The organism is Arthrobacter castelli DSM 16402, assembly GCF_000430705.1.
In the GTDB taxonomy this organism is placed as follows: Bacteria; Actinomycetota; Actinomycetes; order Actinomycetales; family Micrococcaceae; genus Arthrobacter_C; species Arthrobacter_C castelli.
This window is the reverse complement of the sequence record NZ_AUMN01000021.1, coordinates 32,641-58,901: the sequence shown is the minus strand read 5'-3', so window position 1 is coordinate 58,901 and position 26,261 is coordinate 32,641. Positions and strand designations below refer to the sequence as shown.

Annotated in this window: 28 protein-coding genes and 1 pseudogene; 16 read left to right on the top strand and 13 right to left on the bottom strand. The window is 59.4% G+C overall.

Going from position 1 to position 26,261, the window contains the following annotated elements:
- Positions 1-25: 25 nt before the first annotated feature.
- Positions 26-1,531 carry an MDR family MFS transporter gene (locus H535_RS26495; protein ID WP_051299508.1) on the top strand — a complete coding sequence of 502 codons (1,506 nt, stop codon included), beginning with the start codon at positions 26-28 and terminating at the stop codon, positions 1,529-1,531.
- Between the two features lie 64 nt (positions 1,532-1,595).
- On the opposite strand, the gene H535_RS26490 is transcribed toward H535_RS26495, so the two are convergent.
- Complete coding sequence (locus tag H535_RS26490) at positions 1,596-2,804, bottom strand: MFS transporter (protein WP_035770127.1); 1,209 nt, start codon at positions 2,802-2,804, stop codon at positions 1,596-1,598.
- A gap of 207 nt (positions 2,805-3,011) precedes the next feature.
- Between H535_RS26490 and H535_RS0118055 the strand changes: the two genes are divergently transcribed.
- Positions 3,012-4,157 (top strand): M14 family zinc carboxypeptidase, encoded by a 1,146-nt coding sequence (locus H535_RS0118055; protein ID WP_026820649.1) that lies wholly within the window; start codon positions 3,012-3,014, stop codon positions 4,155-4,157.
- Between the two features lie 43 nt (positions 4,158-4,200).
- On the opposite strand, the gene H535_RS26485 is transcribed toward H535_RS0118055, so the two are convergent.
- Positions 4,201-5,382, bottom strand: a complete 1,182-nt coding sequence (locus H535_RS26485; protein ID WP_051299507.1) for an aminotransferase — start codon at positions 5,380-5,382, stop codon at positions 4,201-4,203.
- 153 nt (positions 5,383-5,535) lie between these two features.
- On the opposite strand from H535_RS26485, the gene H535_RS0118045 reads away from it, so the two are divergent.
- The 5 genes from H535_RS0118045 to H535_RS0118025 all read left to right on the top strand — a co-directional run bounded on the left by H535_RS0118045 (position 5,536) and on the right by H535_RS0118025 (position 10,642).
- Entirely contained in the window at positions 5,536-6,108 is a 573-nt protein-coding gene (locus H535_RS0118045; protein ID WP_035770113.1) for a helix-turn-helix domain-containing protein, read from the top strand.
- 168 nt (positions 6,109-6,276) lie between these two features.
- Positions 6,277-7,656, top strand: a complete 1,380-nt coding sequence (locus H535_RS0118040) for an FAD-binding oxidoreductase (protein WP_026820647.1) — start codon at positions 6,277-6,279, stop codon at positions 7,654-7,656.
- A gap of 64 nt (positions 7,657-7,720) precedes the next feature.
- On the top strand, positions 7,721-8,422 hold the full coding sequence (locus tag H535_RS0118035) for a YqjF family protein (RefSeq protein WP_051299506.1): 702 nt from the start codon (positions 7,721-7,723) through the stop codon (positions 8,420-8,422).
- 111 nt (positions 8,423-8,533) lie between these two features.
- On the top strand, positions 8,534-9,832 hold the full coding sequence (locus H535_RS0118030; RefSeq protein WP_155838770.1) for a DUF6880 family protein: 1,299 nt from the start codon (positions 8,534-8,536) through the stop codon (positions 9,830-9,832).
- A gap of 177 nt (positions 9,833-10,009) precedes the next feature.
- Positions 10,010-10,642 (top strand): DUF3800 domain-containing protein, encoded by a 633-nt coding sequence (locus tag H535_RS0118025; protein ID WP_026820644.1) that lies wholly within the window; start codon positions 10,010-10,012, stop codon positions 10,640-10,642.
- A gap of 213 nt (positions 10,643-10,855) precedes the next feature.
- Here H535_RS0118025 and H535_RS0118020 read toward each other — a convergent pair whose 3' ends face one another.
- The 8 genes from H535_RS0118020 to H535_RS0117985 all read right to left on the bottom strand — a co-directional run bounded on the left by H535_RS0118020 (position 10,856) and on the right by H535_RS0117985 (position 14,428).
- Positions 10,856-11,287 carry a PACE efflux transporter gene (locus tag H535_RS0118020; RefSeq protein WP_035770124.1) on the bottom strand — a complete coding sequence of 144 codons (432 nt, stop codon included), beginning with the start codon at positions 11,285-11,287 and terminating at the stop codon, positions 10,856-10,858.
- Between the two features lie 157 nt (positions 11,288-11,444).
- Positions 11,445-11,750 carry a YdeI/OmpD-associated family protein gene (locus tag H535_RS26480; protein ID WP_051299504.1) on the bottom strand — a complete coding sequence of 102 codons (306 nt, stop codon included), beginning with the start codon at positions 11,748-11,750 and terminating at the stop codon, positions 11,445-11,447.
- A gap of 59 nt (positions 11,751-11,809) precedes the next feature.
- Entirely contained in the window at positions 11,810-12,046 is a 237-nt protein-coding gene (locus H535_RS0118010) for a DUF1059 domain-containing protein (protein WP_026820642.1), read from the bottom strand.
- 139 nt (positions 12,047-12,185) lie between these two features.
- Complete coding sequence (locus tag H535_RS29150) at positions 12,186-12,341, bottom strand: hypothetical protein (protein WP_155838769.1); 156 nt, start codon at positions 12,339-12,341, stop codon at positions 12,186-12,188.
- Positions 12,325-12,726 (bottom strand): nuclear transport factor 2 family protein, encoded by a 402-nt coding sequence (locus H535_RS26475; protein WP_051299503.1) that lies wholly within the window; start codon positions 12,724-12,726, stop codon positions 12,325-12,327. The genes H535_RS29150 and H535_RS26475 overlap by 17 nt, the downstream gene beginning before the upstream one ends.
- 38 nt (positions 12,727-12,764) lie before the next feature.
- The gene (locus H535_RS0117995) at positions 12,765-13,193 is read right to left on the bottom strand and encodes an SRPBCC family protein (protein WP_026820641.1); all 429 of its coding nucleotides are present in this window, start codon (positions 13,191-13,193) and stop codon (positions 12,765-12,767) included.
- On the bottom strand, positions 13,186-13,515 hold the full coding sequence (locus tag H535_RS0117990) for an ArsR/SmtB family transcription factor (protein WP_026820640.1): 330 nt from the start codon (positions 13,513-13,515) through the stop codon (positions 13,186-13,188). The genes H535_RS0117995 and H535_RS0117990 overlap by 8 nt, the downstream gene beginning before the upstream one ends.
- A 76-nt stretch (positions 13,516-13,591) precedes the next feature.
- Positions 13,592-14,428: a sigma-70 family RNA polymerase sigma factor gene (locus H535_RS0117985; RefSeq protein WP_026820639.1), complete on the bottom strand. Its 837-nt coding sequence runs from the start codon at positions 14,426-14,428 to the stop codon at positions 13,592-13,594.
- Positions 14,429-14,707: 279 nt separating this feature from the next.
- Here H535_RS0117985 and H535_RS29145 point away from each other — a divergent pair, with 279 nt between their 5' ends.
- On the top strand, positions 14,708-15,124 hold the full coding sequence (locus H535_RS29145) for an NADPH-dependent FMN reductase (RefSeq protein WP_155838768.1): 417 nt from the start codon (positions 14,708-14,710) through the stop codon (positions 15,122-15,124).
- Here the strand turns inward: H535_RS29145 and H535_RS30435 are convergent.
- Both H535_RS30435 and H535_RS29140 read right to left on the bottom strand, forming a co-directional pair.
- Entirely contained in the window at positions 15,077-15,874 is a 798-nt protein-coding gene (locus H535_RS30435; RefSeq protein ID WP_081416789.1) for a S1 family peptidase, read from the bottom strand. The two genes, H535_RS29145 and H535_RS30435, sit on opposite strands and share 48 nt — an antisense overlap.
- Positions 15,875-16,420: 546 nt before the next feature.
- Positions 16,421-17,734 carry a hypothetical protein gene (locus tag H535_RS29140; RefSeq protein WP_155838767.1) on the bottom strand — a complete coding sequence of 438 codons (1,314 nt, stop codon included), beginning with the start codon at positions 17,732-17,734 and terminating at the stop codon, positions 16,421-16,423.
- Positions 17,735-18,518: 784 nt separating this feature from the next.
- On the opposite strand from H535_RS29140, the pseudogene H535_RS26470 reads away from it, so the two are divergent.
- From H535_RS26470 to H535_RS28630, 6 genes and pseudogenes are all read left to right on the top strand, one after another.
- Positions 18,519-18,817 (top strand): annotated as a pseudogene (locus H535_RS26470) (IS110 family transposase); the annotation flags it as partial.
- A gap of 237 nt (positions 18,818-19,054) precedes the next feature.
- On the top strand, positions 19,055-19,447 hold the full coding sequence (locus tag H535_RS0117975) for a hypothetical protein (protein ID WP_035770112.1): 393 nt from the start codon (positions 19,055-19,057) through the stop codon (positions 19,445-19,447).
- Positions 19,448-19,555: 108 nt separating this feature from the next.
- Entirely contained in the window at positions 19,556-20,368 is an 813-nt protein-coding gene (locus H535_RS0117970; protein ID WP_026820637.1) for a hypothetical protein, read from the top strand.
- Between the two features lie 14 nt (positions 20,369-20,382).
- Positions 20,383-21,882, top strand: a complete 1,500-nt coding sequence (locus tag H535_RS0117965; RefSeq protein WP_026820636.1) for a hypothetical protein — start codon at positions 20,383-20,385, stop codon at positions 21,880-21,882.
- A 1-nt stretch (position 21,883) separates the two neighbouring features.
- Positions 21,884-22,522, top strand: a complete 639-nt coding sequence (locus H535_RS0117960; RefSeq protein WP_026820635.1) for an ABC transporter ATP-binding protein — start codon at positions 21,884-21,886, stop codon at positions 22,520-22,522.
- Between the two features lie 241 nt (positions 22,523-22,763).
- A complete protein-coding gene (locus tag H535_RS28630; RefSeq protein WP_081416788.1) occupies positions 22,764-23,711 on the top strand; it encodes a ScbA/BarX family gamma-butyrolactone biosynthesis protein in 948 nt (315 codons plus the stop codon).
- Between the two features lies 1 nt (position 23,712).
- Here the strand turns inward: H535_RS28630 and H535_RS26465 are convergent, their stop codons facing one another.
- Entirely contained in the window at positions 23,713-24,309 is a 597-nt protein-coding gene (locus H535_RS26465) for a ScbR family autoregulator-binding transcription factor (protein WP_035770109.1), read from the bottom strand.
- Positions 24,310-24,391: 82 nt separating this feature from the next.
- On the opposite strand from H535_RS26465, the gene H535_RS26460 reads away from it, so the two are divergent.
- Positions 24,392-25,330: an NAD-dependent epimerase/dehydratase family protein gene (locus tag H535_RS26460; protein WP_051299501.1), complete on the top strand. Its 939-nt coding sequence runs from the start codon at positions 24,392-24,394 to the stop codon at positions 25,328-25,330.
- 292 nt (positions 25,331-25,622) lie between these two features.
- Positions 25,623-26,261 (top strand): recombinase family protein, encoded by a 639-nt coding sequence (locus tag H535_RS0117945; protein WP_026820634.1) that lies wholly within the window; start codon positions 25,623-25,625, stop codon positions 26,259-26,261.

Genomic DNA, 26,261 nt, shown 5'->3' with positions numbered 1-26,261 from the left:
CAACATATCAGAGAGGACAGCTCGTTTGGCCGACAAAACCACCGGGTCCACACCTGCCGCGAAGGCTGCGACCACAGCGAACGCGGACGGCGAACGAGCTGCCTCGAAACCGATAAACCCCAACGTGGTGCTGGCGGTCCTGCTGTCGGGCGCGTTCATCATCATCCTGAACCAGACGCTGCTGAACACGGCGCTGCCCGCATTCATGGCGGACTTCGGCATCTCCGCGAATACGGCGCAGTGGGTCACGACGATCTTCATGCTGGTCAATGGCGTCATGATCCCGGTCACGGCCTTCCTGATCCAGAAGTTCACCACCCGCGCCCTGTTCCTGACGGCAATGGCCCTCTTCACCGTCGGAACCATCATCTGCGCCCTGGCACCGGTGTACTCCGTGCTGCTGGGCGGGCGCGTCATCCAGGCGACCGCCGGCGGGATGATCATTCCGCTGATGCAGACCATCCTCTTCGCGGTCTTTCCGCTGGAGAAGCGCGGCACCGCCATGGGGACGCTGGGGCTTGTCATCGCCTTCGCGCCCGCGCTCGGTCCCAGCCTGTCCGGCTGGATCGTGGACAACCTCCCTTGGCAGGTCCTCTTCGTGATGATGCTGCCGATCGCGGTGATCGACATGATCGTCGCTCACTTCGTCCTCCGGAACGTCACCGAGCGGACCTTCCCGCGGCTGGACGTCCTCTCCATCATCCTGTCCTCGCTGGGCTTCGGCGGCCTGCTGTTCGGCTTCAGCTTCGCGGGGACCACTGGATGGGCCAGCGCCCAGGTCCTCGCGCCGCTGGTCATCGGAGCGTTCGTGCTGGTCTGGTTCATCCTGCGCCAGCTCAGGCTGGACGAGCCATTGCTCGAACTGCGGGTGCTCAAGTACCCGATGTTCACCCTGAACACGGGGCTGGGCATGTGCGTGTTCATGGTGCTGGTCGGGGGAATGATAGTGCTGCCGATCTACATGCAGAACATGAGTGACTTCTCGGCGATGCAGGCCGGCCTGGCCCTGCTGCCCGGAGCCGTGATCATGGGACTGATGTCCCCGGTGACCGGCCGGATCTTCGATAAGTTCGGCGCGAAGTGGCTGGCAATGACAGGCTTCACCCTGCTCACCGGCTCGACGTTCATGTTCTCGATGCTGACCGTGGAGACGTCATTCACCTACCTCGCGGTGGTGAACGCCGTACGCATGTTCGGGGTGTCGATGGTCATCATGCCGGTGACCACGGCGGCGCTCAACCAGCTCCCCCAGCGGCTGATTCCGCACGGGACGGCGCTGAACAACACCATGCGCCAGGTCGCCGCCTCCATCGGCACAGCCGTCCTGGTCACCGTGATGACCGGAGCCGCCCGCGACCCGGAGGAGTACGGCGCGGCGGGGCTGGTGCACGGCGCGAACGTCTCCTTCTTCGTGGCCGGGTCCCTCGGCGTCGTCGGTCTCGTCGCCACGTTCTTCATCCGGGAGTCCCGGCCCGGAGGCAGCGGTACCAGCCGTCCCGAGCCGCGCGAGAAGGCACCGACGGCGGACTGAGGGCCGGCGGTGCGCCGTGCGCGACGCGCGCCAACGGCCATGCCGGACTCGGCGTGCGGGGCTGTCAGGCAGCGCGTGCTGCCAGCTGCCGCGATCTGAGGATCATGCGCCGGCCGATGCGGAAAATGACGGCCGCGACCACGGCCGCGCAGGCGGCAGTGATCCAGCCCGTCCCGTAGGACGTGGCCTGGACCAGAAATCCGAACAGCAGCGGGCCCGCCGCACCGCCAAACCCGACGCCGGTCTGGAGTATCCCGGTCGCGGCTGCCGCGGCCCTGCGGTTGTCGCGGACGACGGCGAAATGGACAAGTCCCGGCCACGTCCAGCCGGCCCCGTAGGCCAGCAGCGATCCGACGACGAACCAGGGCCCTTGCCCCACCGCCAGCAGCACAAATCCCGCGGCGCCCCCAAGGAGCAGGTAGGCCACCAGGACGTAGGGGCTGCGCCCGGTGCCCCGGTCCATGAATGCGCCGAGGGCGATCCGGATCAGCAGGCCGATGAACGCGGAGACGGCGAACATCAGGCCGGCGGCGGTCGGGGAGAGGCCGGCCCGGACGGCGGAGTCAATCAGGAAGATCCCCAGCGAGGTGGCAGCCGCCGCCGCGATCCCCACACCAATGGTGATCACCACCAGGCCGGCCCGCGGGGTCCCGCGGTCGGGCGCTGAACCCTCGGATTCCGACGCCGGCTGAGCCCGCCTGCCGCGCGTCACGGCGGCCCAGAGCAGCAGCGCCGCAGCGGCGACGGCGGCGAACAGCAGCACCCATCGCCACCCCAGAATCAGCGCAATCCCCGGCACGGCCAGGCCGGAGAGCAGCGTCGCCGCAGGCACGGCTGTTTGTTTGATACCGAAAGCCAGGCCAAGACGGGAACGTCCGACGGCGGCGGAGACACCCAGGTTCGCGGCGGGCTGCGCCATGGCATTGCCGACCCCGCCGACAACGAGCGCACAGTAAAGCACGGGCAAGGACGGCGCCCACGCGATGCCAAGCATCGCGAGCATCGCCAGAATCGAAGCATTGATGATGCCCCACGCGGTGCCCCGCCGCTGCACGACGGTGCCCATCGGCGTCGACAGTATGGCGGTGACACCAAAGAGGATGGCGGCGCCGATGCCGATTTCGGCCGGGCTGACATCCAGGTCGTCCCGAATCTGGACGGCCAAGGCACCGACCAGATAGGCCGGCAACACGCCGATGGTCGTCGAAGAGATGGCCTGCAGCAAGGTGACAGCTGTGCTGCCTCTGGTTGCAGGGGAATTGCGGGACGCCATCAGGTGCAGTCTATCGACGTCGGCACTCAAACGGTGCCGCATTGTGGACGTTGTGCGCTTGATACTGCTCACTCATCGCCGAATGTCTGGTTCCTGAACTAAAGCGTTGACCATGCCGGCGGCCGTACATAGCTTGAGATGCGTGTGCGTGAAGCGGCTCACGGCCGGCGTGCATGTTCGTACCCATCAATCACCGGAGGTTTCCTCTTGAAACTCAAGGAACAACACCGTGTCCACAGAACGAAGTCACTGGCACTGGGCGCGGCAGCCTTATTATCGCTGCCCCTGCTGGCGACGGCGCCCGCGCAGGCAGACGCAAACTTCCCATCTCCTGAGGGAAACACCAACACCGCCAGCATTCAGACCTATGACGGCATGATTGAGGTGCTGAACAGGCTCGAGGACAACGCCCGCTACGGTGTGGACGTCTTCACCCTCGAAGAGGCCGGAACCGAGGTCAACAAGAGCGAACAGGGCCGCGACCTGTATGTGGCAACCGTTGGCACCGGCGAGGAGGACGTCTGGATCCAGGGCCGCATCCACGGCAACGAGCCATACGGAACCGAGTCGATCCTGGCCATCCTGAAGAAGCTGGGCAATAACGGCGCACAGGCGTACCAGCAGATCCGCGACGCGTACACCATCCACTTCATCCCGATGTACAACCCGGATGGCAGCGAGCTGAACATCCGCCACACCATCACCGAAGATGGTACTCGCGTGGACCTGAACCGGGGCTGGGTTGAGGGCGGCTTCCACGCCAGCGAATCACTCGCTTTCTACGAGTACTGGACCATGATCGACCCGGCCTTCGGCATCGACATCCACCACCAGGGCCTGAAGCAGGAGGCAGGAACCGGCGACGACGTCACACTGTCGCTCGGCATCTCACTCGCCCCCGGCGGACCAACACTGCCCTACATCGAGGACGGCGCCTACGACGTGCTCACCCGCCAGATGCAGGGCTACGTCTACCAGGAACTGTCGAAGTACGGCTCCATCAATATGGACCGCTACCAGGTGGGTGAGAACAACAACCTGGAAATCGACATCAAAGGCGGCGTCGTCTCGGCCATGATGCTGGGGCTGAACTACCAGGGCATGAACGACGACGGGCACAGCAACCCGGTGGTGTTCTTCGAGACCTCGGGCAACTCCTCCGATTACAGCCTGGGGCAGAAGGCCCGGGGCAAGAGCATCCGCCAGAACGTGCTGGCGATGAAGGAACTGCTGCTCGGCATGGCGACCGGGGCCGTGCAGGAAGTCGATCCTGAGATCTGGGATGAAATCCCGCACTACGAAACGGTTGGCTACGCCACGGACTACGCGGGCATCATCCCGATCGAGCCGTAAGCGTTCAACGTGAAAGCGGCAGCGTCCCTCGGGGCGCTGCCGCTTAGCTCCGCGAGTTAATGGGTTGGATTGCAGGGCTCTCGTGGTCGTTGTTGAGGGGTGTATGGGAAAGCTGGTCGAGGAACTGGCCGAACAGGTGCAGTCCGGTGCGCAAGGTGTTGGCGTCGTCGGCGAAGCCGATGCGCACAGTATTCTCGATGTCGAATGCGGCGCCGGGAGTGAACATCACTCCGCTGTGTTCCAACAGCCGGGTGCACAATTCGTAGGAGCCGACGGGAGCGTCGTAGCGGAGCAGGGCGGTGGTCCCCGAGAGCGGCTTCACGTACGTCACGTCGTCGCGACTGCTGATCCACTCATCAACAATGGCCAGGTTGGTGCGGGTGATCCGCTGTGAGCGGGCCAGGATGGTGTCCCTGCATTCCAAGGCCACGCAGGCCAGCAGGTCATCCACTCGTCCAACGCTGATCGTGGTGTAATCCCGGTGTGTGGCAACCTCCTTCAGGAGATCGTTCGGGGCCACGATCCATCCCAAGCGCAGTCCAGCCAGGGAGAAGGGCTTGGACATGCTGCCAGTGGAGATGCCCCGCTCATACAAATCGGCAATCGAGGCGGTGAATCCGTCGCCTGCTTGGTCCACGCCGCGATAGACCTCGTCGCACAATACCCATGCCCCGGAGCGGCGGGCGATGTCGGCTATGCGGGAAAGGCCTTCTGCATCGATCAGCGCACCGGTGGGATTGTTGGGGTTGTTGATTGTAATAAGCCGGGTCTTGGGCGTCACCAGGCGGTCGAGTTCGTCCAGCTCGGGCTGCCAGCCGTGCTCCTCCTGCAGCGGCAGGTGATCGACACGGGCTCCGTAACTGGCCGGGATGGAGTAATGCTGCTGATATGTGGGTACGACGGTCACGACGTGATCGCCCGGCTCGACAAGAGCGGCATGCACCAGGGCGTTGGCTCCGATCGCTCCATGTGTGATCAGGACATTGTCGGGGCGCTGGTTCCTATAGAGTTCCGCGACCAGAGTGCGCAGGCGGGGGCTGCCCGGAATCGGCCCGTAGGTGAGCGGCGTGGTTTCGAGCTCGGATAGTACCTGCTCACGCCGGCCGGACAAGTCCAACAGTTCCCCGGTGGTTAGTGAACTGACACATGTCTCCGCCAAGTTGTATCGGCAGGTCTCTTCGTACTCGTTCATCCATTGCTCGACTGCGAATTCACGGATCTGCATCAGTTTTGCCCTTTCGTACCTCAAGCCTGTCCAAGCACGGGTTCTTCCCAGTCTTCGGGGACGGGCACCGCGCACCAAGTTCTGTGGTTTAGTGAGCACTATATTGCTCACCAAAACCTGTTGACAAATTTTTTGGGCACTATACTGCTCATTATGGGCAGTGAGACCGCCGGCAGCCGTGCCACACAACATTTCGTCACCCGCGTCGGCAAGCGCATTCGTTTGCTGCGCCAACAGCGCCACTGGAGCGTGCAGCAACTTGCAGAAGCCAGCGGGCTCAGCCGCAGAATGCTCACCGGCATAGAACTTGGCCAGGCAAACCCAAGTCTGGCAAGCGTCGACCGCATCGCCAGCGCCCTCGGAACCGACTTCGCCGCCCTGGCGCTGCCCGACAGCGCTTCGAAGGATGAGCAGGTGGAAGGAACGCTGGTCTGGGCGGATCCGGACGGCAGTTGCGCCTTCCTGCTGGGCGCAACTGAGAATCCGCGGGCTGAACTATGGCGTTGGGTACTGGCTCCCAGGGGGCGCTATGTGGCCAGTCCCGACCGGCCCGGCAGCCAGGAGATCCACCATGTTCTTGCCGGATATTTGACCCTGGCGACGAGTGCGGCAGTGCAGGTATTGAGTGCCGGGCAAAGCGCCGTCATTGGAAGTGATCAGGAGTACGCCTACCGGAATGAAGAAGCTGAACCTGTTGTTTTCATGCGAGTCGTCACCGGCGCCTGACAGGGCGAGGGCCAGCGTGTTCTGCCGCGCCATTGACCGTCATATCGAAGAGATCTAGAGTCGATCCCAAGCAGCAGAAACTGATTTTCACATAGTGGAATGTTCAATTTTTGGCTGGCAGTGTGCGATGGGCCCCGACTGGCACGATTCACTAACAAGGGAGTTGGCGTGAATAGCGACAACGCATCCGTCCTTTCAAGCCCCGCCGCATCTGTGCTGGAGGCGGTCCAAACATCCTCCACCTCGTACGAGGACAGACTGAACGCCGGCAGGGACCGCTCCGGCTACGCCTCAACGACACTGCCCGACGGCGTCGTATTCGCTCATTCGGTTGACGACGTGGTGCGCACCGTGCAGCTTGCCTCCGCCAACGATGTATCGCTGGTAACCCGAGGTGCCGGTACTGGACTCGCCGCCGGCGGGGTGGGGCAGGCCGGTGAAGTGGTCCTCGACGTGTCCAGCATGAACCGCATCCTCCGAATTGACCCCGTCGAGCATCTGGCAGTCGTCGAGCCTGGCGTTCTCAATGGCGAATTGAATGCCGCGGTGGCAGAACACGGGCTCTTCTACGCCCCGGACCCGGCCAGCACGGCGATCTGTTCCATCGGCGGAAACGTCAGTACGAATGCCGGCGGCATGAGATGCGCCAAATATGGTGTGACACGTGAAGCCGTGCTGGCCCTGCACGTCGTGCTGGCCGATGGCCGGGAACTGAGAACCGGAAGGGAAACGCTCAAGGGCGTCGCGGGTTACGACCTCAACGCGCTGTTCACCGGCTCCGAGGGAACGCTTGGAATCGTTGTTGAAGCGACCTTGCGACTCCGTCCGCTGCCGACGGCGACGGCGACAGTTGCGGCGTTCTTCCCGGATTTCGCAACCGCGGCTCAAGCCGCTTCAGCGGTCATAGCAGCACAGGTGCAGCCTTCCCTGCTTGAACTCATGGACGGCCAAACCCTCGAAGCCGTCGATTCGGCATTGGGCACGGACTACCGGTCCAGGGGCGGCGCCTTCCTGCTGGCACAGACGGACGGATACGGCGCATTTTTGGAGCAGGACGTCGTCCTGGAAGCCATCGAACCCCTTGCAAGCTCGTGTGAAAAGGCCGCAGATTCCGAGCATGCCGAAGAATTGGTCAGAGCCAGACGCGAAGCGATTCCTTCGCTGGAGCAGCTTGGACGGGTCTCCATCGGCGATATTGCCGTGCCGCGGGGGCGGCTCGCGGATGCCGCACTGGGACTTGGGGAAATCTCCCGCACGACCGGTGCCAGGATCTTCACAGTGGCCCACGCATCCGACGGAAACCTCCACCCGATGATCGTCATGGACGAGGAGGATTCAGTGACAGAAGGACCGGCAAAAGCCGCGTTGGGGGAGATGTTTTACCTGGCCAAGAGGCTCGGCGGAACCCTGACCGGGGAGCACGGAGTTGGACTGCTCAAGCGTGATTGGCTCCTTCCCGAACTCGGTGAAGTTTCACTCGAGGTTCAACACGCCATCAAGGATGCATTGGACCCCAAAGGCATCCTGAATCCCGGGAAGGCAATCTGAGCAGGCCGGTATTAACGTGACTGACTCCTGGCCTTTAGCCCCGCCGTTACCTCAGCCGGCCATCATGGATCAATCTTGGGAAGATGCCGTCTTTCTGCCCTGGCGTATCCTGGCCGATATCTGTGCGGCGCGATTACCTGTCGGCGTAGAACCAGACATATACGACGGCAGTGCATGGGTCGGACTGATCGGGTTCCGGATGCGCAACGCGGGCTTGGGAAGTGGTCGGCCGGCTCCCCATTTCGACAGCTTCAACGAAATCAATGTCCGCGTATACTCACGGGAGCGTGATGGTACCCGGGGGGTAGTGTTCTTGACCCTCGATGCTTCCCGGTTGGCCGCGGTTCTCGCCGCCAGGGCCGCCGGTATTCCCTACGTCTGGTCGCGCTGCCGCTACTCCCAGGAGGGCCCGGTGGGGCACGGATACACCGTTCAACGACGCCGTGGCACGGCAGGAACCTCGTTCGCCGTGGCAGCAGATACAGAGCGCATTGCCGACGATGCACTATCGGTCTTCCTCACCGCACGGTTTGGCCTGCACAGCCGGTTCCGCGGCGAAACCTACTACATCCCCAACGCCCACACTTCCTGGCCGCTTCATCCGGCACAACTGACTGAACTGGACGACAGCTTGCTCAAAGCGGCCGGCTTCGAGGTCGAAGGCCCTCCCGAATCTGTCCTGTATTCGCCCGGTGTACGCACGCAATTCGGCCGACCGCGAGTGCTGGAAAAGCCACCGGCGCATCTACTGTCCCAAAATGGATAAGACGAGTGCGAAATGTGCTGTCCCTGCGTCGCGTAAAGTGCGCAGCGGTGGAGCGATGCGGCCCGATTGCGGCAACGCATCTTCATCACAGTTGAAGGGAGATGGTTGCTGGTGGCTGAGACCGGACACGGCGACGTCGTCGCCTACCTGAAAGCCGATGTCATGCCGTTGTTCCGGACGCGGCGTGACTTGCACTGGCGGAGCGCTGCAAACGAGTACGCTTGGCACGCCAATGAAGGCGCCCGTGCTCTCCGCCTGGCGGCAACTGCCGGTGATGCCGCTGCAGTGTTGCCGTATGTGCAGAAAGCAATTAGCTCTATGGTGCGTGTTGTGCTGCGGGCAGACGACTCCGATGGTTCTATCGGCGGCATCATCGGCAATTTGCTGGAGTTGCACGCCGAAGTGGCAAGTATCGCTCCTCCACCGGCGTCAAAACTCGTCGCATGGTTGATCAAGTTCCAGTTCGATGGGACCCAGGATTTCTTCACGATCGACATCGTGCGCTATGCCGGAGCGCTGGGTAACAAGGGCATGGCGAAGTACCGGGATGAGCTGCACAAAATTGCGGAGTCGCTGCCGCCGGAGCCGACCCGTGAGGAAGAGCACGCCATCCGGCCGGTCTTCGGCAACAGCGACGCTTATGAGGAAATGATCACTGCCCGTCATAACCGGTTTCTGCTTAATTTCAATGCGCAACGGCTCGCTGTCGTGGACGGGGATGCTGATGCGGTGATTGCACGGTATGGCGGCGACCAGAACATGGCGTATCAAATGCGTGAGACTGCCGCAGCGCTGGCCGAAATCGGGCATATTGAGCAGGCGCTGACGTTTGCGCGGCGCGGGGCCGCCATGGAACCTTGGCATCAGGCCGATCAGGCGGCCGAATTGTGGTGCACCCTGGTCGCCGAGCATCGCCCGGATGAGCTCGCTCCAGCCCACCGCGAGGTCTTCGACCACCGGCCGACCTCATCGGCAGCCAGCCGGTTGCGGAAGGCAATGGGAAGTGAATGGCCACAGGCGGAGCCAGAGGTGTTGGCGGCGTTGGAGTCGCGGCCGCGCGACCTGGTCTTGTTCCTGCTCCTCGATCTCGACGACCCTCAACGAGCGTGGGACGCTGCTCAGCGGCTGGCCCCCGCCGACATTGACGTATTGACCCGGGTTGTTGACGCCTACGGCGAAGTCGACCCGGGCGCGGTCATCCCAACCCTGCGCGAACTCATCGAATCAGACCTCGCGGTTGCCGATGCCCGCAACTATCGATCCGCTGTGAAAAGGATGCGGAAGTTGAGAAAGTTCAGCGCCGCTGCAGGCCAGCCCGAGATGTGCCGGGAATACATCTTGAGTCTGCTTGAGGAGCACCGCAACCGGCCCAGGTTCGTACGGGAAGTCGATCGCGCAGGGCTTCTGTAGGGAGACGTCGTCGGGAGGAATGACGGGGCGAAGGGGCAGCGGTTTTGTCTGACCTTGCACCTACGCTGGCGACATGTGGCTTTGTTACATCGACGAGAGCGGAAATACTGGGATGCGGCTGGATGATCCGGCCCAACCTACGCACTGGATGGGCGCGGTACTTGTCCGGAAGACCAGGTGCTGGCACTTTCCCTTGCCGTCGACGGTATTCTGAGCGGCGTTGCGGGCGTTAGCGCTGACGTGGAGTTCCACGGTACAGAGATGTTTCGTGGTAAGGGCGCTTGGCTTCATGTTCCGGTCGAGGTGCGGGTTCGTGCTTTTGAGATGTCCGTGGCGCTGCTTGCCGAGCACAACTGCGTCATAGCTCATTCTTCGATAGATAAAACAAAGCTAAGCGTTACAGACTCCGTTGCGACGTCGCCGCACTTGATGGCTTTTCAGCTCCTGGTCGAAAAGATCAACTCATTTGCTAAGCGCCAGCGGGACCCATTGCTACAACGAGTCCTTTTGGTAGCGGACGAAACGACTGAGCACGATGCTTTTGCCATCAACCTCGTGGCAGGTATGCAAAGGCAGGAAACAATTGGAGTTGGGGCTTACGGCGCAATTCGAAACGTAGTCGATACCGTTCACTTCGTGAGGTGTGAAACCAATCGAGGAGTACAGCTTGCGGACCTCGTTATTTATGGTTTGCATCGCGTCGCGAGAATGGGTCCCACCCCCAACCGGGGTGACCAGGAAATGCGCCGGATACTCGCTGAACATGTGTCACCGTTGATTCGAACATACCGTGACCGGTGGCCGCCTTAAAGCAGTAGGTCCACCCGAAGGTGGACCTTGCCGGATCGATGCGCCTCGGAAATCCAAAGCGACTCACGACCTGCTTCCAGTCTACAGTTGGCCGAGAAGGCTTGGCAACGCGCGTGGGCAGGCAAGCATGCGTATTCTGAATCGGCAGAGCCGCGGTGTATCAACCGGGGCGGATTCGTCCCACAAGCATGTTGGGAGCGGAGCAGGAACCGGTCAGTTCACTCGTGAGGTCCGCTCTTGCCTCACGGGCGGCAGCACTTTATCGAACAGCCACGCGTAGACGAACGTGTAGACGAGGAAGAATGCCAGCAAGCCGACCTCGAGGCTGAATGCCTGGAGCAGTGACACCTGCAGTATCCAGGCCACGATCGGCAGCAGCCATAAAACCAGTCCGCCTTCGAAACCGATGGCATATACGATCCGCCGTGGAAGTGTGCGGGTCTGGGATTCCTGCCGCTCCTCCCACGCCTCGAACAAGGTGGTCCAGATGAAGTTCCACACAACAGCGATCGTCGATGCTGCCACAGCCACGATGCCGGAACTGTCGCCACCAAACCCCAGGACAACGAGGCCCAGGGTGGTGAGCAGGATAGCGATGAGTTCGTAGCTGATGACGTAAATGATCCGCCGAACAACCGGTGACACCAGATCCTCCAAGGAAAGTCAGTCATGGGAAGTCCTTGAAGGTTCGCATCCATGACGGTCAAGATTTCAGCAGCGCTTACTGGTCACTGACAACGGCTGCTTCCAGTCCAACATAGCAACCAAGCCACCGGCCCATGACATTGGCCGTAACCACCCTTTAAACAACGACGTCGAACCGGAGCTGGAATTGTCGGCTTTTACCCGTGCCGGGTTCACGGTGTTTGCATCCGGCCCAGCAGCACGGCCGGCGCTTGCCCTCATCCAGTTCCTCCTGGGTCCGCCGGATCCGGCGCTCGCGGGTCTGCTGCTGCTTTGCATCCTCAACCCAGCAGAGGAACTCGTTGCGCGCCAACGGTGTGAGGCTCGTCCAGATATCCCGTGCCGTGGTGTTGGCCATCAGCGCATCGGCCAGATCCGCGGGCAGTTCGTGCACTAAGCCACCGGGGATGTCGATGGTTTTCATGGGATTCTCGCTTTCGTGTCGCTGGTCGTGCTGGCCGCGCTGCCCCGCGCTGCGGCGGGTCAGCCTTCGGGAAGTTCGGCGAACGCCTGCTTGGTGTCGCGGTACCAGTCCAACGACTTCTTCGGCCGGCGCCAGCGGCCCTTCATCGCCTCCCGCGCCTCCTGGTGGGAGGCATCCCCCGCTTTTACGGCTTCCTTGAGGTGACGGTCCTGGGCATTGATGACGTCGTCGGCGCTCTCACCCCGATGCTCGAGGTCGCACGGTCCGCCCAGCTGGCGGCAGGTCATGGTTTTCATAGCGATTCCTTCTTGTGAGGTGATTCGTTATTTTGATGTTCACTTGGTTGACGATTCGCGCACGGCAAGTGTGACCGGGGGCGCGGATCAGTTGCCCGCTCTGCCTGTCAGCTTCCGCGATTGTGCTGCAAGCCTTGCTCTATCCAGAAGGAAAGCTGCTCTTGGTCGCTGCCACCACCATCTTCTCGTTGACCATGAACGAGATGCCGCCGAACATCGAAACCTCACGCAAGCGGGGCGCGTCCCTCAACACTTCCCGGATGCGTGCAGTCAGGTGCTCACGCTCCGCCGTCATCAGCCTCACCTGCCCGGCTTTGCTGATCCGCGGGGGCGTAGGAGAGCCGGTCGAAGATCAGCACGGACTCGGTGATTACGCCGTCGTGAACAGTGAAGCACTCGGCCGCCGGAGTTGTGGCGGTGACTTCGGTCTGCGGGTAGTAGAACAGTGCCACACGGTGGCCGTCGGTGAACGTCGCTATGTCCTTGATGCCCGTCAGCATGGGCGCGAAGCCGCCGATGTAATCGCTGTATGCTTCGATCCCCGCCAGTTTCTGCCCGGGAGCCTGGCAGGTAATGTCCGGGGCGACCAGGGCGAACGCGCCGTCCAGATCCCCGCCGGTCCAGGCCTCGTGGTAGGCAAGGACGGTGTCCAGCGGCGTTGTTGCGGAACTCTGCGTCATTGGTTTGTTCCTTTCAGATCAGATACATCTTCTGGGTTCTAGGTTGGCGTCCAGGTGTCGCTGCCGGCGTCCCCGCCGGTGGCAGCGATTTTCAGCCGCGGCAGGAAGTGGGCCCAGCCATCGGCATGACCCGGCATGTCGACGTCGGGCAGTGCCTTGTGGGTGAGGTCGACGCGGGTGCCGCTTCCCGCAGGCGTCAGGCTGAACTCCACGATCGATGTGCCGGGCGGCAGGTCAGGATTGCCGACGGCGCCCCACGAGACAACCACGCGGTGCGGCCGATCAACTTCGAGATACTCGCCGCGGATCGGGTAACCGGCGATGTTCACGGCGAAACTGCCACCTGGGCGCGCGTCCAGCTGGGCCCACTGACCCATCCAAGCGGTCATGCCGGCGTCGGTCACCAGATACTCAAATACCACCTCCGGTGCCGCATCGATTTCGATTGACGTGCTGAACTCACCCATCGCTGACCCGCCCTTGGGATTCGACGGCGGCTTTCAACGCGCTCAGTCGCTCGGGCCAGAAACCATCGAGATACGACTGGATGGCTGCCAATCCGTCAGTATTGACCGCGTACAGGTGGCGCGTGCCCTGCTGGGCGCTGTGGGTCAGGCCGGCATCACGCAACACACGCAGATGATGCGACGTCGTTTGCTGGGACAGCTCGACCTGCTCAGCGATTCGGCCCACCGGAGCCGGCCCGGACTGCACGACGCTGAGGATCGCACGCCGGTTCGGGTCTGCCAGCGCCTTCCACGCACGGTCCGGGTCCGCTATGCCGGCCATGGCACTCCTTCGCGACGGGTGCTCCGACTATAGCACAAGCAATCATTTGTACTTATACGCGTGAGTAGAACGCAAATCAGTTGCGCGGCTGACCGCCGTCGCGCCGGGCCACCTGCTCCAGTACCTCCGGTTCGGCCCGGAAGGTGATGCCGGAGACCAGGCCGTCGACGACGGTGAAGTCGAACAGCACCCTCGCTTCGCCCCGGTGGAACCATGCGGCAGCGGGGCGCTCGCCGACGAACACCGACAGTGCGGCCTTGGCGCTGCCATTGAAGAACGTCGCCACCTCCTGCCGGCCGTCGATCCGCTGCGGGGTGCCCGCCAGGATCGCGGCGTCGTCGGCCGTCACAGAAGCATCCGGTGCCAGCAGCTGCAGCAGGCGCTCAAATTCGCCATTCCTCGCCGCCGCCATGAATGCGTCGACCACTTCCCACTCGGCAAGCGGACCTTCTGCGGCAGGCTGGCTGACCTTGGCTCGTGCCCGGGAAGCGAGCTTGCGCGCGGCCGCCGGGGTGATGTCGAGGACCGACGCGATGGTAGGGAACTCGAAGCCGAAACTGTCGTGCAGCACAAAGGCGACGCGTTCGGCTGGAGAGAGCCGGTCGAGCACGTACTGCAGGGCGACGCCTACGGTGTCAGCGAGTACGACGTCGTCGGCCGGGTCAGGCGCGGCCTCCGGCGGCTGGATCTCGTCGACTGGGACGGGGGTGCGGGCGCGCAGCCGGTCAAGACACAGCCGGGTGGTGACCGTGGTCAGCCACGCGGGCAGGCTCTCGATGCTGGAGTCTGTCCGATCCAGGCGCAGCCAGGCCTGCTGCACAATGTCCTCGGCCTCGGAATGGTCGTCCAGCACCTGGCCGGCAATGCGCAGCAGCCGGGGCCGCTCCGCCTCGAAAATCTCCGTCTGGTCCACGGTGCTCACCCTTCCGTCAGTTCCATCTTCCCCTCTTTGCCTCATTGACGAATGGGATGCACTACGTGTGACCGATCGGGATCGCCCATCGTGGCCACCCAATTTTCGTGTCAGTACCCGCCACTGTGGCACATAGCAATGGAGTACGGTCCCGTTGAGGTGTGAGTCGCAGCGATTAATGGCGCGTTTCTCGTAGCGCTTTATGTCCGAATCGCCCAGTCGTGCAGCCCCATCCTGACCGGGACGGGGTCCATGGCCGGAGGACGTAGTCTGTCTCAGATGAGTTCTGGTGCTGATATTCAGATGCCGGAGAATGAGAATGGCTCCGTCGAATCCTCGCCGCATTGTCCGATTTCAGTTCCTATTGTTTCCACCAGCCTTGATCCACAGAGCCAAAGTCGATTTCTGGCCTTCAATGCGGCCCGGCGCCTCGAAGGGCGAGGTGTATCTGTTGAGCTTGTCGACCCTCGACAGACGCCGCTTCCGGCCTTCGAGAATGCAGAAGCGAATGAATCGGTCGGTCAGCACGCTCTCGGTCGGTCATGGAACGCAAACCCCAATGCGGAGGGATATACGCCATCTTCATTACTGTTTATGATAGTAATGCTGAAACAGGGGCAGGTTTCTTCATCTGTTGTCCGCTTCGCGCTACGAGTTTGGTTGGTACGATGGACGCACCTCGTTGGGCAACACTGATCGGAGTGCTTTCGATGAGATGTAGAGACCAGGGGAACCCGAAAGACAAGACTTTCCTCCCAATGTGAGTCCGGAAACTGTCCAGTGCCCCCCTTTCTGTTTGAGGACAGGGCTTCCACTGTCTCCTTGACATGTATTTAGACCCGTTTTGCTTGCTGGCACAGCACACATAAACAATCGCTTAGTAGCGTCATCGATGTGTAGAACATGCAAATAGTTACCGCACTTTCGCAAACCAACCTTTTGAATTTGAACGTGTTTGACCCTACATGGCGGAACTCCCCCATCATGCATCCGTCCCCATCCCGGCACGACCAATGTTTCACTATCGGTTCGGCGGGAAATGGGCATCGGCTCCACGTCGGATGTTCCTTGAGTCTTGAGCAACGCGATCTCGTCGTTGGGCGCAGGCTGAACCATAATGTCTGTGACACGTACTCGTCTCCCAGGAACAGGGGCTGTCTTGCATAGATTATCTGCACCCATGACGGCATCGATCAGTTTTGCTGTTCTGGTCTCCACGCAGTGGGCGGCAGTCGCCAAGAGACTGGGAGCCACTAGAACGGCACCGCAAAATTGTCCACTATACAGATCATTAGAAGGCGCCGAGTGGTTTACCAAAGCGACCCGCCCCGCAGCAGGAATATTTGATTTGCTTTGAACCGTGCACCCCGTAACAGCCACAGCGCACAGCGATGCTATGATTATGGCGAACCAGTGGACAACGTTTGACCTTGATGTATCGTTCATTGGGACTAAAAACAACTCTCGGGAGCCAAAAGTATGCGTGTAGATGATTGTGCGATGTAGGCAGTGCCCTGAAATGCATAAGTCAATTCTATTGCGGCGGCCCGACCCTTGTGATGTTCGTTCTCTAACCTTAGCGATACCAAAATATTAGCCGCCTCCCCAGGCTTTAGAACTACCGAATTCAAATGGGACTTGGACCGCCATAACCGTTTCGCCGCCTGCGTTTCTGGTCTCGTTGACGTTGCACCAACTGCCGTATCACCGTAATCCATTGAAATTGCATAAGCTTCGACAGCAGATAAGCCAACAGGATCAATAAGTGACGTGCGGTCGAGGGCGACATTAGTATCTCCTGTATTCCTGATGACCGCTCCTACCACGGCTAAACCCTCTGTTGGGTCAGGGATGCAAACCTGCCCAGGTCGCCCTCCCATAGCCAACGGTCCGTCAGTGGCTATGGGATTAGAGCAGCCCGCAAGACTTAATGTGATTAGAACAATGATGCTAGTGCGCCACCAGCCAATTGTTTTAGACAAATCCGCCAGATCAAAGCGATTCCGCATAAAGTCCTGATGGAGTGCCTCCTGGGTAATCGGTTTCACCGCAGAGTTTCCTCTTCTTCGAAAAGTCATACCGGACTTTGGCTTGAGTTGAGTATCCAGTACTTGCGCTCAGCCACATTCCAATCGGTGTTTCAAGATTGGCGCCGTAGGTCCATGTTGAAGCTTGTGTCTGATCTTTAATGAAATAACTTCCGGCGGGGAATTGGACGCAGTGACCTGGATACAGGTATGAATAATATCTGTAGTCGACTACCTTGATGCCGCTAGCGTAACTGACCGGCCTTATATGGTATCGTTCGCTGTAAATTGCTCCTGTGCTGTCATGGTAGCAACGCACAAAAAATTTCGCGTAAACAAATTGTGTACGAAATTCTTTCATATCGTGGCTTCCTTGCTTTGGGAATCCGATAGTCGTGGTCGAAGAGACGGACGTCGTTCCGCCCGCGGAGAAACTTCCGTTTTGTCCTGAAGTAGATACTCCGATTCCGAGTGAACTTGAGGCACCTTCGGAGTACTCAAATTTTGCGGTCACTCCGTCCGTATTTATTACCGCCCTGCCGACTGTCACCCAACTAGGATCGAACGTCTCCATCTTGTAACTCTGGCAGGTCTTTGGCGCGTAGCCCTTACGGGGGATCCTGTGCGGCTCCTTGCTGCTGTCCTTCTTCTGGCTCTGCCCTGATTCCAAGGGGGCAAGAGACAGCTCTAGTGGCTTGGTATCAACTGCGGTGTGCATATCAGAATCCGATTGCAGCCGGGTATTCGATCCTGCCGGCGCGAACGCAGGATGATCGCCATCATCAACCAGCTGACGGGCAAAACTGTACGAATACTGCAGGCCCGCACTCTCAGAAATGATTGTAAAATCTATTTGGCCAGATGCTGCCTTCAAAGCGTGCAACTTTGACGTGTCGCCAATCCGCAACTTGAATGTTCCATTCGCCAGTGTGCGTGTTTTAGCGACGGGGACAAGTTTGACGGATTCGCCGTCTTGCAGGCCAGCCAGTATTTTCGCGCTCGGCCAAGCGTATAAGACCAAAGTTTGTCCCTTATCTACCAGATTTCCGCGATCGTCCCTTACTGAACCAACTGCAATCGGGTCGGTCGGAAGATTCTGTGAAGCGGTGATTCGAGGGAGAAACTTTGTACTGTCTCCTTGGTCGGCTCCCGCTGAAGCGGGAGTTATCCCTATGGCCACAAGGGCAAGTGTGGCAAGGCCTGTGACATAGCGATGCCAGCGCAAACTTGATAAACGGTGTAGAGCTATGCCTTGGGATTCGTTCCGGTGCGAGACCATTCTTCTGCTTTCTCTGTGGTTACTTTACCCCCGCTGTGGAGTGCATCATGTTTGCGAACAAGTAGCAAGGGATGCTCTGATAGCCAACTCTTGTCGTTACATGATTGTGATTTATTGTGCTTGTCGTCGTTCAGGTATCGTTCGGAGGTCTTTGAACGAGTGCTCCCGTGAGGCGGTGGACGCCTAGGGTGCACCGTGTCGGTGCTCGTTTCCAAGTCGGCCTCTCCGGCCAAATGGTCGCGGTTGGAGTGAGCGGGCATGTGGGATTGGATAGGTCACGCGACGAGCACGGTCATATCGGCGTACGGTTCGAGACCGAGATGCAATTAGAGTTTCCGAATCGCACGACGGGCGTCGTTATAGTCCCACCACAGGCTGCCCCATATGCTGGGCCGCCTCTGGGCGAGGACTCGGCTGAGCTATTGGAATTGAAGAACGGCCCGGACCGAATAATTCGAGGAGTCTCTACAGGGACAGACCTTCCGGTGGCTGCCAGAGATTTGGCATCAATTGTAGGAAAGTGACGCCAAAACCGGAACGTCGGCTCGAGGCTTGAAAGCAACGCCCCATGTCAGGCACGGGACCGGATGACAGATGGAACGGGTTCTATACAGGGCGTTCCAGTTCCTTGGAAGTGAGACGTCCCAAGATGGTAACCGTCAAATGTTTGCCGACGCAGGTCGGGTTAGATTTGGAACTCCTTAGAGCCGCGCACAAAATTGGCTTTTGAGACTCGCAGCGTCCCGGCTGCGTCCCGGCTCCATCCCCCGTATGTCCAAAGGGAGTGGAGGGAGTCGCCCAGACCTTCCACTACGCCGTCGCCCTGAACCGCCACGGCAAGAAACTGCCGGACACAAGGCTCTGCCCCAAGACGAGGCGAAGCTGCGGGCCATCATCGACAAGCTCACCAGCCACGGCACGGCCCTGCTGGTGGTCGATCAGCCCGCGACGATTGGCGCCCCGCCGGTCGTCGTCGCCGAAGCCGTCGGCTTCGTGGTGGGATACCTGCCCGGGCTGGCGATGACCCGCATCGACGACCTGCATCCCAGTGAGTCCAAAACGGACTCCAGAGACGACTACATCACGCCAAACGTCCGTCATCCCAAGTGAAATTAGATTTGGAACGCCCAGGATCCATGTCTGATACCGCCTTTGGCGCCCATGTGACCGTCAGCTTGTTCCACGTGGCCTTCGCTAATCGATAATCAGTCAGATTGTGTTGACACGTGAGACGGCTCGACATAGATTAAACAAACCAACCGGTCGGCTTGATAGTCTATAGATTGGCATGTCCGCAACTGTCCAAGATCGGAGCATCTCATGAGAAGGAAATCCCACATCATCACGGGTCTCGCAGCTACGGCGCTAATTTTCACCGGCGCCGCTGCAGCCAATGCCGGGGGATCGCTGCAGGGCTACAACACCACTGTTGGAAAATTCAATGGCTCGGGCTACACAGGCTTCCAGAAGAAGTCCATCCCCGGCGCGACTGGGGAGCTGGAGTCTTCCAGGGTGGGCGGTAATTATGTTGTCGACGTCCGCATGATCCATAAGGGGTCAAACGACGGTGCTTGGACCCGTAACGTCACCGACTACACGCTTTACTACCTGTACAACGACATCCCGGGCGGCAACTCCACACGTCTGCAATTCAGCAACGACATTACTACACCAGTAAATGTCCAGGTCGTCGGAGCGTGGGCGAGCGAGTAACTGAAGCTCCAGGGCAAGTACAGATCTTGGGTGGCCGGTCCGCAGGGATCGGCCACCCAAGCGTGTGGATATAAATACAATTGACACAATCAATCAATTGAGGAGTCTGTGACATTGCTGAGATCAGCTGTAGCGGATATACGGCCGGCGTTGTCGTGGCAATTTTTCCTGCTCGTGGCGGCCGTCCTAATACTTCCTTCGGCCTATACCACAGCGATCAGCAGCGACTACGCGCTTTTCGGCGAAGCCGATGTTTTTACCCTGATCATGTCCTCAGGCATCGCCCTGGTATTCCCGCTGCTCGCGGTGTCCATATACGCCTTGCCGTTCTCGAACGAGCTAAGTCAACGCTATATTTTCTATACTCGCACCCGCTCAGACATCGGGCGTTACATCGCGAACAAACTCCTCGCCAATGCGGCGATGGCAGCGGTCTTCTTCTTCTTCGTAGCTTTCATACCCTTCCTGTGGGCGTTCTTCGTTGACCCCGCGCTCGGTCTAATAGGTCCGTACCGGTCGACCGTCGTCGGGCTTTCACCATCGGAGATGGGCGACTACGCGACAACCCTGCACACGTTCTCACAGTTACTCAGCGCCGGACCGTGGGCCTACGGAATTGGCTATTCTCTGTGGCTGGCACTCAACGGTGCGCTTTACGCCACGATAGGGTTGCTGCTGCTTTTTGTCGTGCCCAACCGGTTCGTCGCTCTGTCCCTGCCGTTTCTGGGATACCACATTCTGAATTTCGCGACAGCCGTTGCCGGTATTCCTCAATATTCTCCAGCGTCGGTCTTCCCCTTCAACGTGGTGCAATTTCCGATTTGGGTCCCGTTTATGCCGTTTGGTATTTTGCTCGCCCTGACAGGGCTGCTGGCTATCTACGTGTGGCAGAACACGAGACGTTTGGACGTCCTCCTGTAATGTGCGTCCGTCCAATGAAGTGGGCAGTAAAACCATGGCACCTGGGTTTTCTCGGCGTATCGCTGCTCTATGGCATCTACCTTCGCCGCCGGTCCGCCATCGTCGTGCCGGATATGGAGACAAGCAGAAACGTTTGGGACCAGATCATTGGATTCATGCTGGACCCGTACTACATTTGCTACTTCTTACTGCCGGTGTGGCTCTTTAGTTCGGCTTCTGAGATACGAATGCATTTTACTTCGACAGCTCTCATCAGGTATGGGACTTTCAGTGCCTGGCTTCGTGGCTCAGCCGTGCGCATGTTTAGTCAGACCTCCGTACTGATGGGCATATGGCTCGCTTCGGCCTTCGTCTCCAGTACTGGTCTACACGCGGCGTGGGGATGGAGTACGGCCAGCCGATCCGACTCGATGACGAACCAAGTCTTGAGTGTGGTTAGCAACTATGGGCTGGGCCCAATGCTGGTGCTTGCGATGCAGATCCTGCTCGTCGGCGTGACCCTTCTGGCCTGCTATCTTGTCATGGCTGCCTCGTACTGTATCTGGCAGCGACAGATTACCGTCTATACCGTCGCCGCTGGCTTTTTCATCACCGGGGTGGTTTCGTTCCGGCGATCCATTACCACCGCTCCGTTCCTTGACCCGGCTAATTTTCTCTTACTGCACCGCGCATTTGAAGCCTATGAGCCATTATGGCTGACCTACGTTCCAATGATTGTGCTGATCATTGTTTGCTTTGTCGTGGTGCGGAGAAGGGAACGTTTTACCGGGGGCGGATCCAGAGTGCCGGTGCAGGCCTTGATTTATCTCGGACTCTGCGTTGTTGGCCTGTTCTACGCGCTGGTCTTTCAGCTGCAGTCCCGTGCTGACACCCTGACTGACGTGCTCTACGCAGCGTTTTTCGGGGTATCACAGGAGGGATTTGAATGGAACTTATACCTCTATCAGGCCATTGTGTTCCTTGGATTTACCTACCTGTTCCTGTTGGCACTGGACAACGAGCTGAGCGGTAGGATCTACTACGTCGCTCTACGCCATGGAACCGGACAGCAATGGTTCCTTCGATTTATGCGGCCGTTTGCTTCCCGCCTCGGTTTACTCCTTGTGGGCCTTGTATCTGCGGCCTACTTGGTGTCGTTGCTGGGGCGCGGCCAGCCGACCAGCGCTCCGCCTGCACGTATTCCGGGCGAGCACGCTCAGATGCTCTACCAGTTCTTTGTAAATGGCGTGCTGCAAGTGGGCTGTTACCTCCTTATCGTGTTCGTGGTCGCCTGGTTGAGCGGCAGGCCAATGGCGGGATTATTCGCGCTGGGCGGGCTGCTTATAGCTGGCATGCCGATCGTCAACGGCGCTTTGATCTTCCCCGCCGCGCTCAACAGTCTCGGTTACGTCGACCTAGGGTGGGAAGGACTGGTACGGATAACGATGGTACTGATTCTGTACCTGGCGGTCCTGCTGATCTCCGCTTTGCTTATTGTACGTAATCCGAAGTTTTTCTTCTCCGAAAGGGCATGACATGTCAATCATTGAAATCGAGAACATGAGCAAAGCGTTCAAAGGCATCACCCTCTTCGAGAACGTATCCATGTCTTTTAAACCAGGACAGATATACGGCATTGTCGGGCACAACGGCTCGGGAAAGTCGGTCTTATTCAAATTGATCTGCGGATTCTTGAAACCCGACGCCGGTCAGATCTACATCGATCCGCAGTTCATGTCCGGCAACCGGACGTTTCCCGAAAACTTTGGAGTTATCATTGATCGTCCCGGATACCTGCCAAACAGAACCGGTCTGGAGAATCTGCGCGAGCTGGCCCGGATACGGGGCGTCATCGGCGATCGAGAAATCATCGAATCGATGGAGAGGGTAGGGCTGGCGCCCGGGACCAGGCAGAAGATGCGGAACTACTCGCTCGGCATGAAGCAAAAGCTTGCCCTCGCCCAGGCCATCATGGAACAACCCCAAGCACTACTGCTCGACGAGCCGTTCAATGCCCTTGACGTTGACAGTGTCGAGCGGGTCAGGGCTTTGCTCCTGGAGTACAGGCGCCAAGGCCGAACAGTCATCTTCACAAGCCATAACCACACCGATATGGACCTGTTGGCTGACCAAACCTACCGCATACGGGCAGAGAATCTTGAGCCAGTTGCCTAAGGGGCCGGGCAATTCGTATGATTGCTAACCTCTCCGTCTATCTGGGACTTGCTTCATGCAACCCGCTTGGCTAAACCGTAGCCAAGGCAATCCCATTCACGTGGCTGCGTCCATCCCGACACCCATCACACGCGCCGATCATCCGACTTTGTGAAATACCGACTGGACGGTATTCTATGTGGTCGTGGTCATTCGGGGGATGGGGTGAGTTTAAGTGCGCGATGCTGTACGGATAAATGAGATGGACTTCAATTCGACTGTCGACAGGCGACTTGTCCATCGTGCTTCACTATCGGAAGTATTCCTGACCGGGATCCGCCGAACCCAGCAGAACACCTTCCGGTGCGGCATGCAGTGGCCCCGTCGGCACACCTTTTATCGATCAAGCGGACTACCGGACAGTCTGCTGGTGGCCGAAACCATCCGCCAAGTGACGATTCTTGTTGCCCACGCAATGTTCGGGGTGCCGCTGACACACCGCTTCCTCATGAGCGGTCTCAATGTATCAGTCAACCACGGCAGGTATCTCGACAATCTACACCAACAAGCACCCCGACAGGGCTACATCGACGTAGACGTCGACAGTGTGGAACACTCCGGACCCGTCGTCTCATCCCTGCAGGCCAGAGCAACATTCTTGGGTGAGGACGGGCCATTTGCCTCCGGTACCGGTGGAGCACGGATAGTGAAGCCGTGCGTATATCAGCGCATGCGCGCATCCACAACGGCCGGAGAGCATCCGGTACCCGGTTCAGAAATGCAGATCCCCGGAAGCGTCGGCCATGTCCGAGCGGAAAATGTCGTTATCGGACCATCGTACGGAGCAGGGGTGTGCCCCGTACGTGTGGATGTATCTAACCCAATCCTCTTCGATCATCCGCTCGACCACGTCCCCGGCATGCTGTTGATCGAATCCATTCGGCAAGCAGTAAGAGCCGAGTTGGGCGTCCCGGAACTCGATTTCTCGACTTTTGAAGGAAGTTTTTCGCGCGTAGTCGAACTTGCAACCCCCGCAGAAGTTCGTCTCGACTCGTTGCGACCAAGGAGCACCGCGGCCGTGGAAGTTTCCGCGCGTATAACTCAACAGGGTGGAGAAGCCGCAAAGCTAAACGGACGGTTGACGCCGGCCACTATCGACCACACTCCTGAAAAACAGCCACTGCCACCCCTCAGGCAACACGACAAATGAGCTACGTGCACTGCCCTGTTTTCAGGCAAGGAAGCAAGAACTTCCACATATCCTCGATCCGCTGCACCACATCCGAACGTCCGGTCAATATTTCCGAAACCATCTGCACTCCGGTGAACGCTGGAATGATGAACCGTGCCAAGTCTTGCGGATCCACTGAATCGTTGATTTCGCCCCGCTCAATGCCAACGCGGATTAACGCCTCATATTCTGACATCCACGCCGTGTATGGGCTGATGACCGGCCTCTCAAAATTGGACGCTTCCAGGGTCAGTCTAATCCCGGCCCGAACGATCGGATCCGTCTGCAGTTGCTCGCCAAACCGCCGAGACATGGCAATCATCGTTTCGAGAGCGGAAGCCGAGGAGCGGCTGACCTCCTGTCGAGATTCAAAAGACCTTGCATGTTGTTCTTCGATTACTGCATGGGCAAGATCCTCCTTTGACGAGAAATGAAAATACAAGGATCCCTTGGTGGCTCCACAGGTCCTCAGTATGTCTTGGAGACTCGCAGTTCCGAACCCGTACTTTTCAAATATCTCAGCTGCGCCGCGGATGATCATCTGACGCGTCAAGTGTGCACGCTGCTGCTTGACCACCCGATCCACTCCTCAAAGGGACGACTGCTAATTTGCGACCACTCTAGTGGCGCCAAATACCGCCAGCACAAAGGACCGCACAATGACAAAAACAAACTTCACACCCGATACGCTTCTTACGGGATCGACCGGATTCGTCGGGACTTCGATCGCCGATGCTTTGGGTCGAACCAAAGCCCATACCCTAGCTGTAACCCGCAGTGCCAGCAGGTTTTTGCCCGACGGGGTAACGCCCGTGCGCGGCGACATTACCGACCGTGCGCGAATGCAACAGCTCTGTTCCCAAGCAGACACTATCATTCATGCGGCTTCATACATCGGGCCGGATGTCGACCGGAACAGGGACGTCAACATCCAAGGAACTCAGCACCTCGTCGATTCTGTGCAGGCTACAGGGAAGAAACGATTGATCTACATCAGCAGCGTCTCTGTTTACGGCAACGGGCCACACCATCGCGTCGAAGAACATAGCGGTGTACGCCCGCAATCCGAAACCAGTCGGAGCAGAGTAAAGGCGGAAAGAGCCGTCCTTGATGCTGGCGGCATCGTCATCCGCCCCGCCCTGATCTATGGCGCGGGTGACAGGTGGGTAATACCAAGCATCGTCGCTCTAACGAATTTGTGCGGCGGGTACATCGAGAACGGTCAAGCCCGAGTCTCGATGATTTCCGTCAAGGACCTCGGCCGGCTGGTTGCAGCACTGGCCAAAACCCCATCAGAGCGTCTTCACAAACAGAAGGTGTTTCACGCTGCCTACCCTGAACCCGTGACTATGCGGTGCCTTGTAAAAGCAATCGACCACGAAATCGTGCCTCTACCTGGCGAGACAAACTGCTCCTTCGAAGAAGCGGTATCAAGAGCTGCACCATTCGGATTTACCAGGCATCAGGTATCGATGATCGCCCAAGATAACTGGTATAGCGCAACGCGATTGTGGCAGGCGACTCAGACCCTTCCGCCAACACGTGGCCCGCTGTTGCCGCCCGAAGACGTCGCTTGGTATCGAAACCGCACTAAATGATCCGGTTCGGCTATTCCGCCGCCGCGAAGAGGTATTGCTCTGCATCTACATGGAATCTGCTACATCGGTCCTGTTGCAAGGGCTCAGCTACTGTCAGGCAACATCGTCTTCCCACCTGGCAGTTGTTGTATTCCTACAACCGCCCATTCCCCATCCACAACCTTGGTTGTGGAACGCTCGGAACGACTAATCGCATCGATCGGTACTAGCCAGCAATATTCGTCCCAAAGGTAGGGCCTAGATTAGCGTCTCGCGCGTTCCGTACAGATCCAGCTATTGGTACGCTGAGCGTATGGAATTGGGGTACGCGCGAGTTTCGACAGTCAAGCAGGACCTGGATCGACAGATCGTTGCCCTGGGCGGGGTCGGCATCTCGGCCGGACGAATCTACGTGGACAAGAAGTCCGGGTCTACGGTTGACCGTCCCGGTCTGCGTGCAATCTTGGAGTACGCCCGCGAGGGCGATGTGATCGTGGTGCACACCTTGGACCGTCTGGGGCGCACGGTGCGCGACACGTTGAACCTGATCCATGACCTCTCTGAGCGCGGCATCGGGGTACGGAACCTGGCTGATCCGATCAAGGTCGATTCGTCCAACCCGGAGGATCCGATGGCCCAGCTGTCGGTGGTGCTGCTGGCGTTGTTCGGGCAGATGGAACGGACCTACACCCTTGAGCGTGCCGCTCATGCCCGGGCGGTGGCGACGGCGAAGGGCCGGCGGGTTGGCCGGCCCTCAGTGGTGGATCCGGACAAGCTGGCCTACGCCACGCACCTGCGCGATGTCGGGCACACTATTGCTGAGATCGTGTCCAAGACGGGGATCACCCGCACCAGCCTGTACCGCCACCTGCCACCGCGGCCTGCCGAACGGGTGACCGCCGGACCGGGCACCGCGGCTGACCCGGCCCCGAGATCTGACCTCCGCAGGTGA

Bases quoted from the DNA above. Each gene is read 5' to 3' on its own strand.
- H535_RS26475 (WP_051299503.1), bottom strand. From the start codon at position 12,726: ATGACGCAGAGTTCCGCAACAACGCCGCTGGACACCGTCCTTGCCTAC.
- H535_RS0117990 (WP_026820640.1), bottom strand. From the start codon at position 13,515: ATGGCCGGCATAGCGGACCCGGACCGTGCGTGGAAGGCGCTGGCAGAC.
- H535_RS30435 (WP_081416789.1), bottom strand. From the start codon at position 15,874: ATGAACGATACATCAAGGTCAAACGTTGTCCACTGGTTCGCCATAATC.
- H535_RS0117945 (WP_026820634.1), top strand. From the start codon at position 25,623: ATGGAATTGGGGTACGCGCGAGTTTCGACAGTCAAGCAGGACCTGGAT.
- H535_RS28630 (WP_081416788.1), top strand. From the start codon at position 22,764: ATGGACTTCAATTCGACTGTCGACAGGCGACTTGTCCATCGTGCTTCA.
- H535_RS26460 (WP_051299501.1), top strand. From the start codon at position 24,392: ATGACAAAAACAAACTTCACACCCGATACGCTTCTTACGGGATCGACC.
- H535_RS0117975 (WP_035770112.1), top strand. From the start codon at position 19,055: ATGAGAAGGAAATCCCACATCATCACGGGTCTCGCAGCTACGGCGCTA.
- H535_RS26480 (WP_051299504.1), bottom strand. From the start codon at position 11,750: ATGAAAACCATCGACATCCCCGGTGGCTTAGTGCACGAACTGCCCGCG.
- H535_RS26490 (WP_035770127.1), bottom strand. From the start codon at position 2,804: ATGGCGTCCCGCAATTCCCCTGCAACCAGAGGCAGCACAGCTGTCACC.
- H535_RS26485 (WP_051299507.1), bottom strand. From the start codon at position 5,382: ATGCAGATCCGTGAATTCGCAGTCGAGCAATGGATGAACGAGTACGAA.
- H535_RS0117960 (WP_026820635.1), top strand. From the start codon at position 21,884: ATGTCAATCATTGAAATCGAGAACATGAGCAAAGCGTTCAAAGGCATC.
- H535_RS0118045 (WP_035770113.1), top strand. From the start codon at position 5,536: ATGGGCAGTGAGACCGCCGGCAGCCGTGCCACACAACATTTCGTCACC.
- H535_RS0117965 (WP_026820636.1), top strand. From the start codon at position 20,383: ATGAAGTGGGCAGTAAAACCATGGCACCTGGGTTTTCTCGGCGTATCG.
- H535_RS29140 (WP_155838767.1), bottom strand. From the start codon at position 17,734: ATGGTCTCGCACCGGAACGAATCCCAAGGCATAGCTCTACACCGTTTA.
- H535_RS0118010 (WP_026820642.1), bottom strand. From the start codon at position 12,046: ATGAAAACCATGACCTGCCGCCAGCTGGGCGGACCGTGCGACCTCGAG.
- H535_RS29145 (WP_155838768.1), top strand. From the start codon at position 14,708: ATGAGTTCTGGTGCTGATATTCAGATGCCGGAGAATGAGAATGGCTCC.
- H535_RS29150 (WP_155838769.1), bottom strand. From the start codon at position 12,341: ATGACGGCGGAGCGTGAGCACCTGACTGCACGCATCCGGGAAGTGTTG.
- H535_RS0118035 (WP_051299506.1), top strand. From the start codon at position 7,721: ATGGATCAATCTTGGGAAGATGCCGTCTTTCTGCCCTGGCGTATCCTG.
- H535_RS0117995 (WP_026820641.1), bottom strand. From the start codon at position 13,193: ATGGGTGAGTTCAGCACGTCAATCGAAATCGATGCGGCACCGGAGGTG.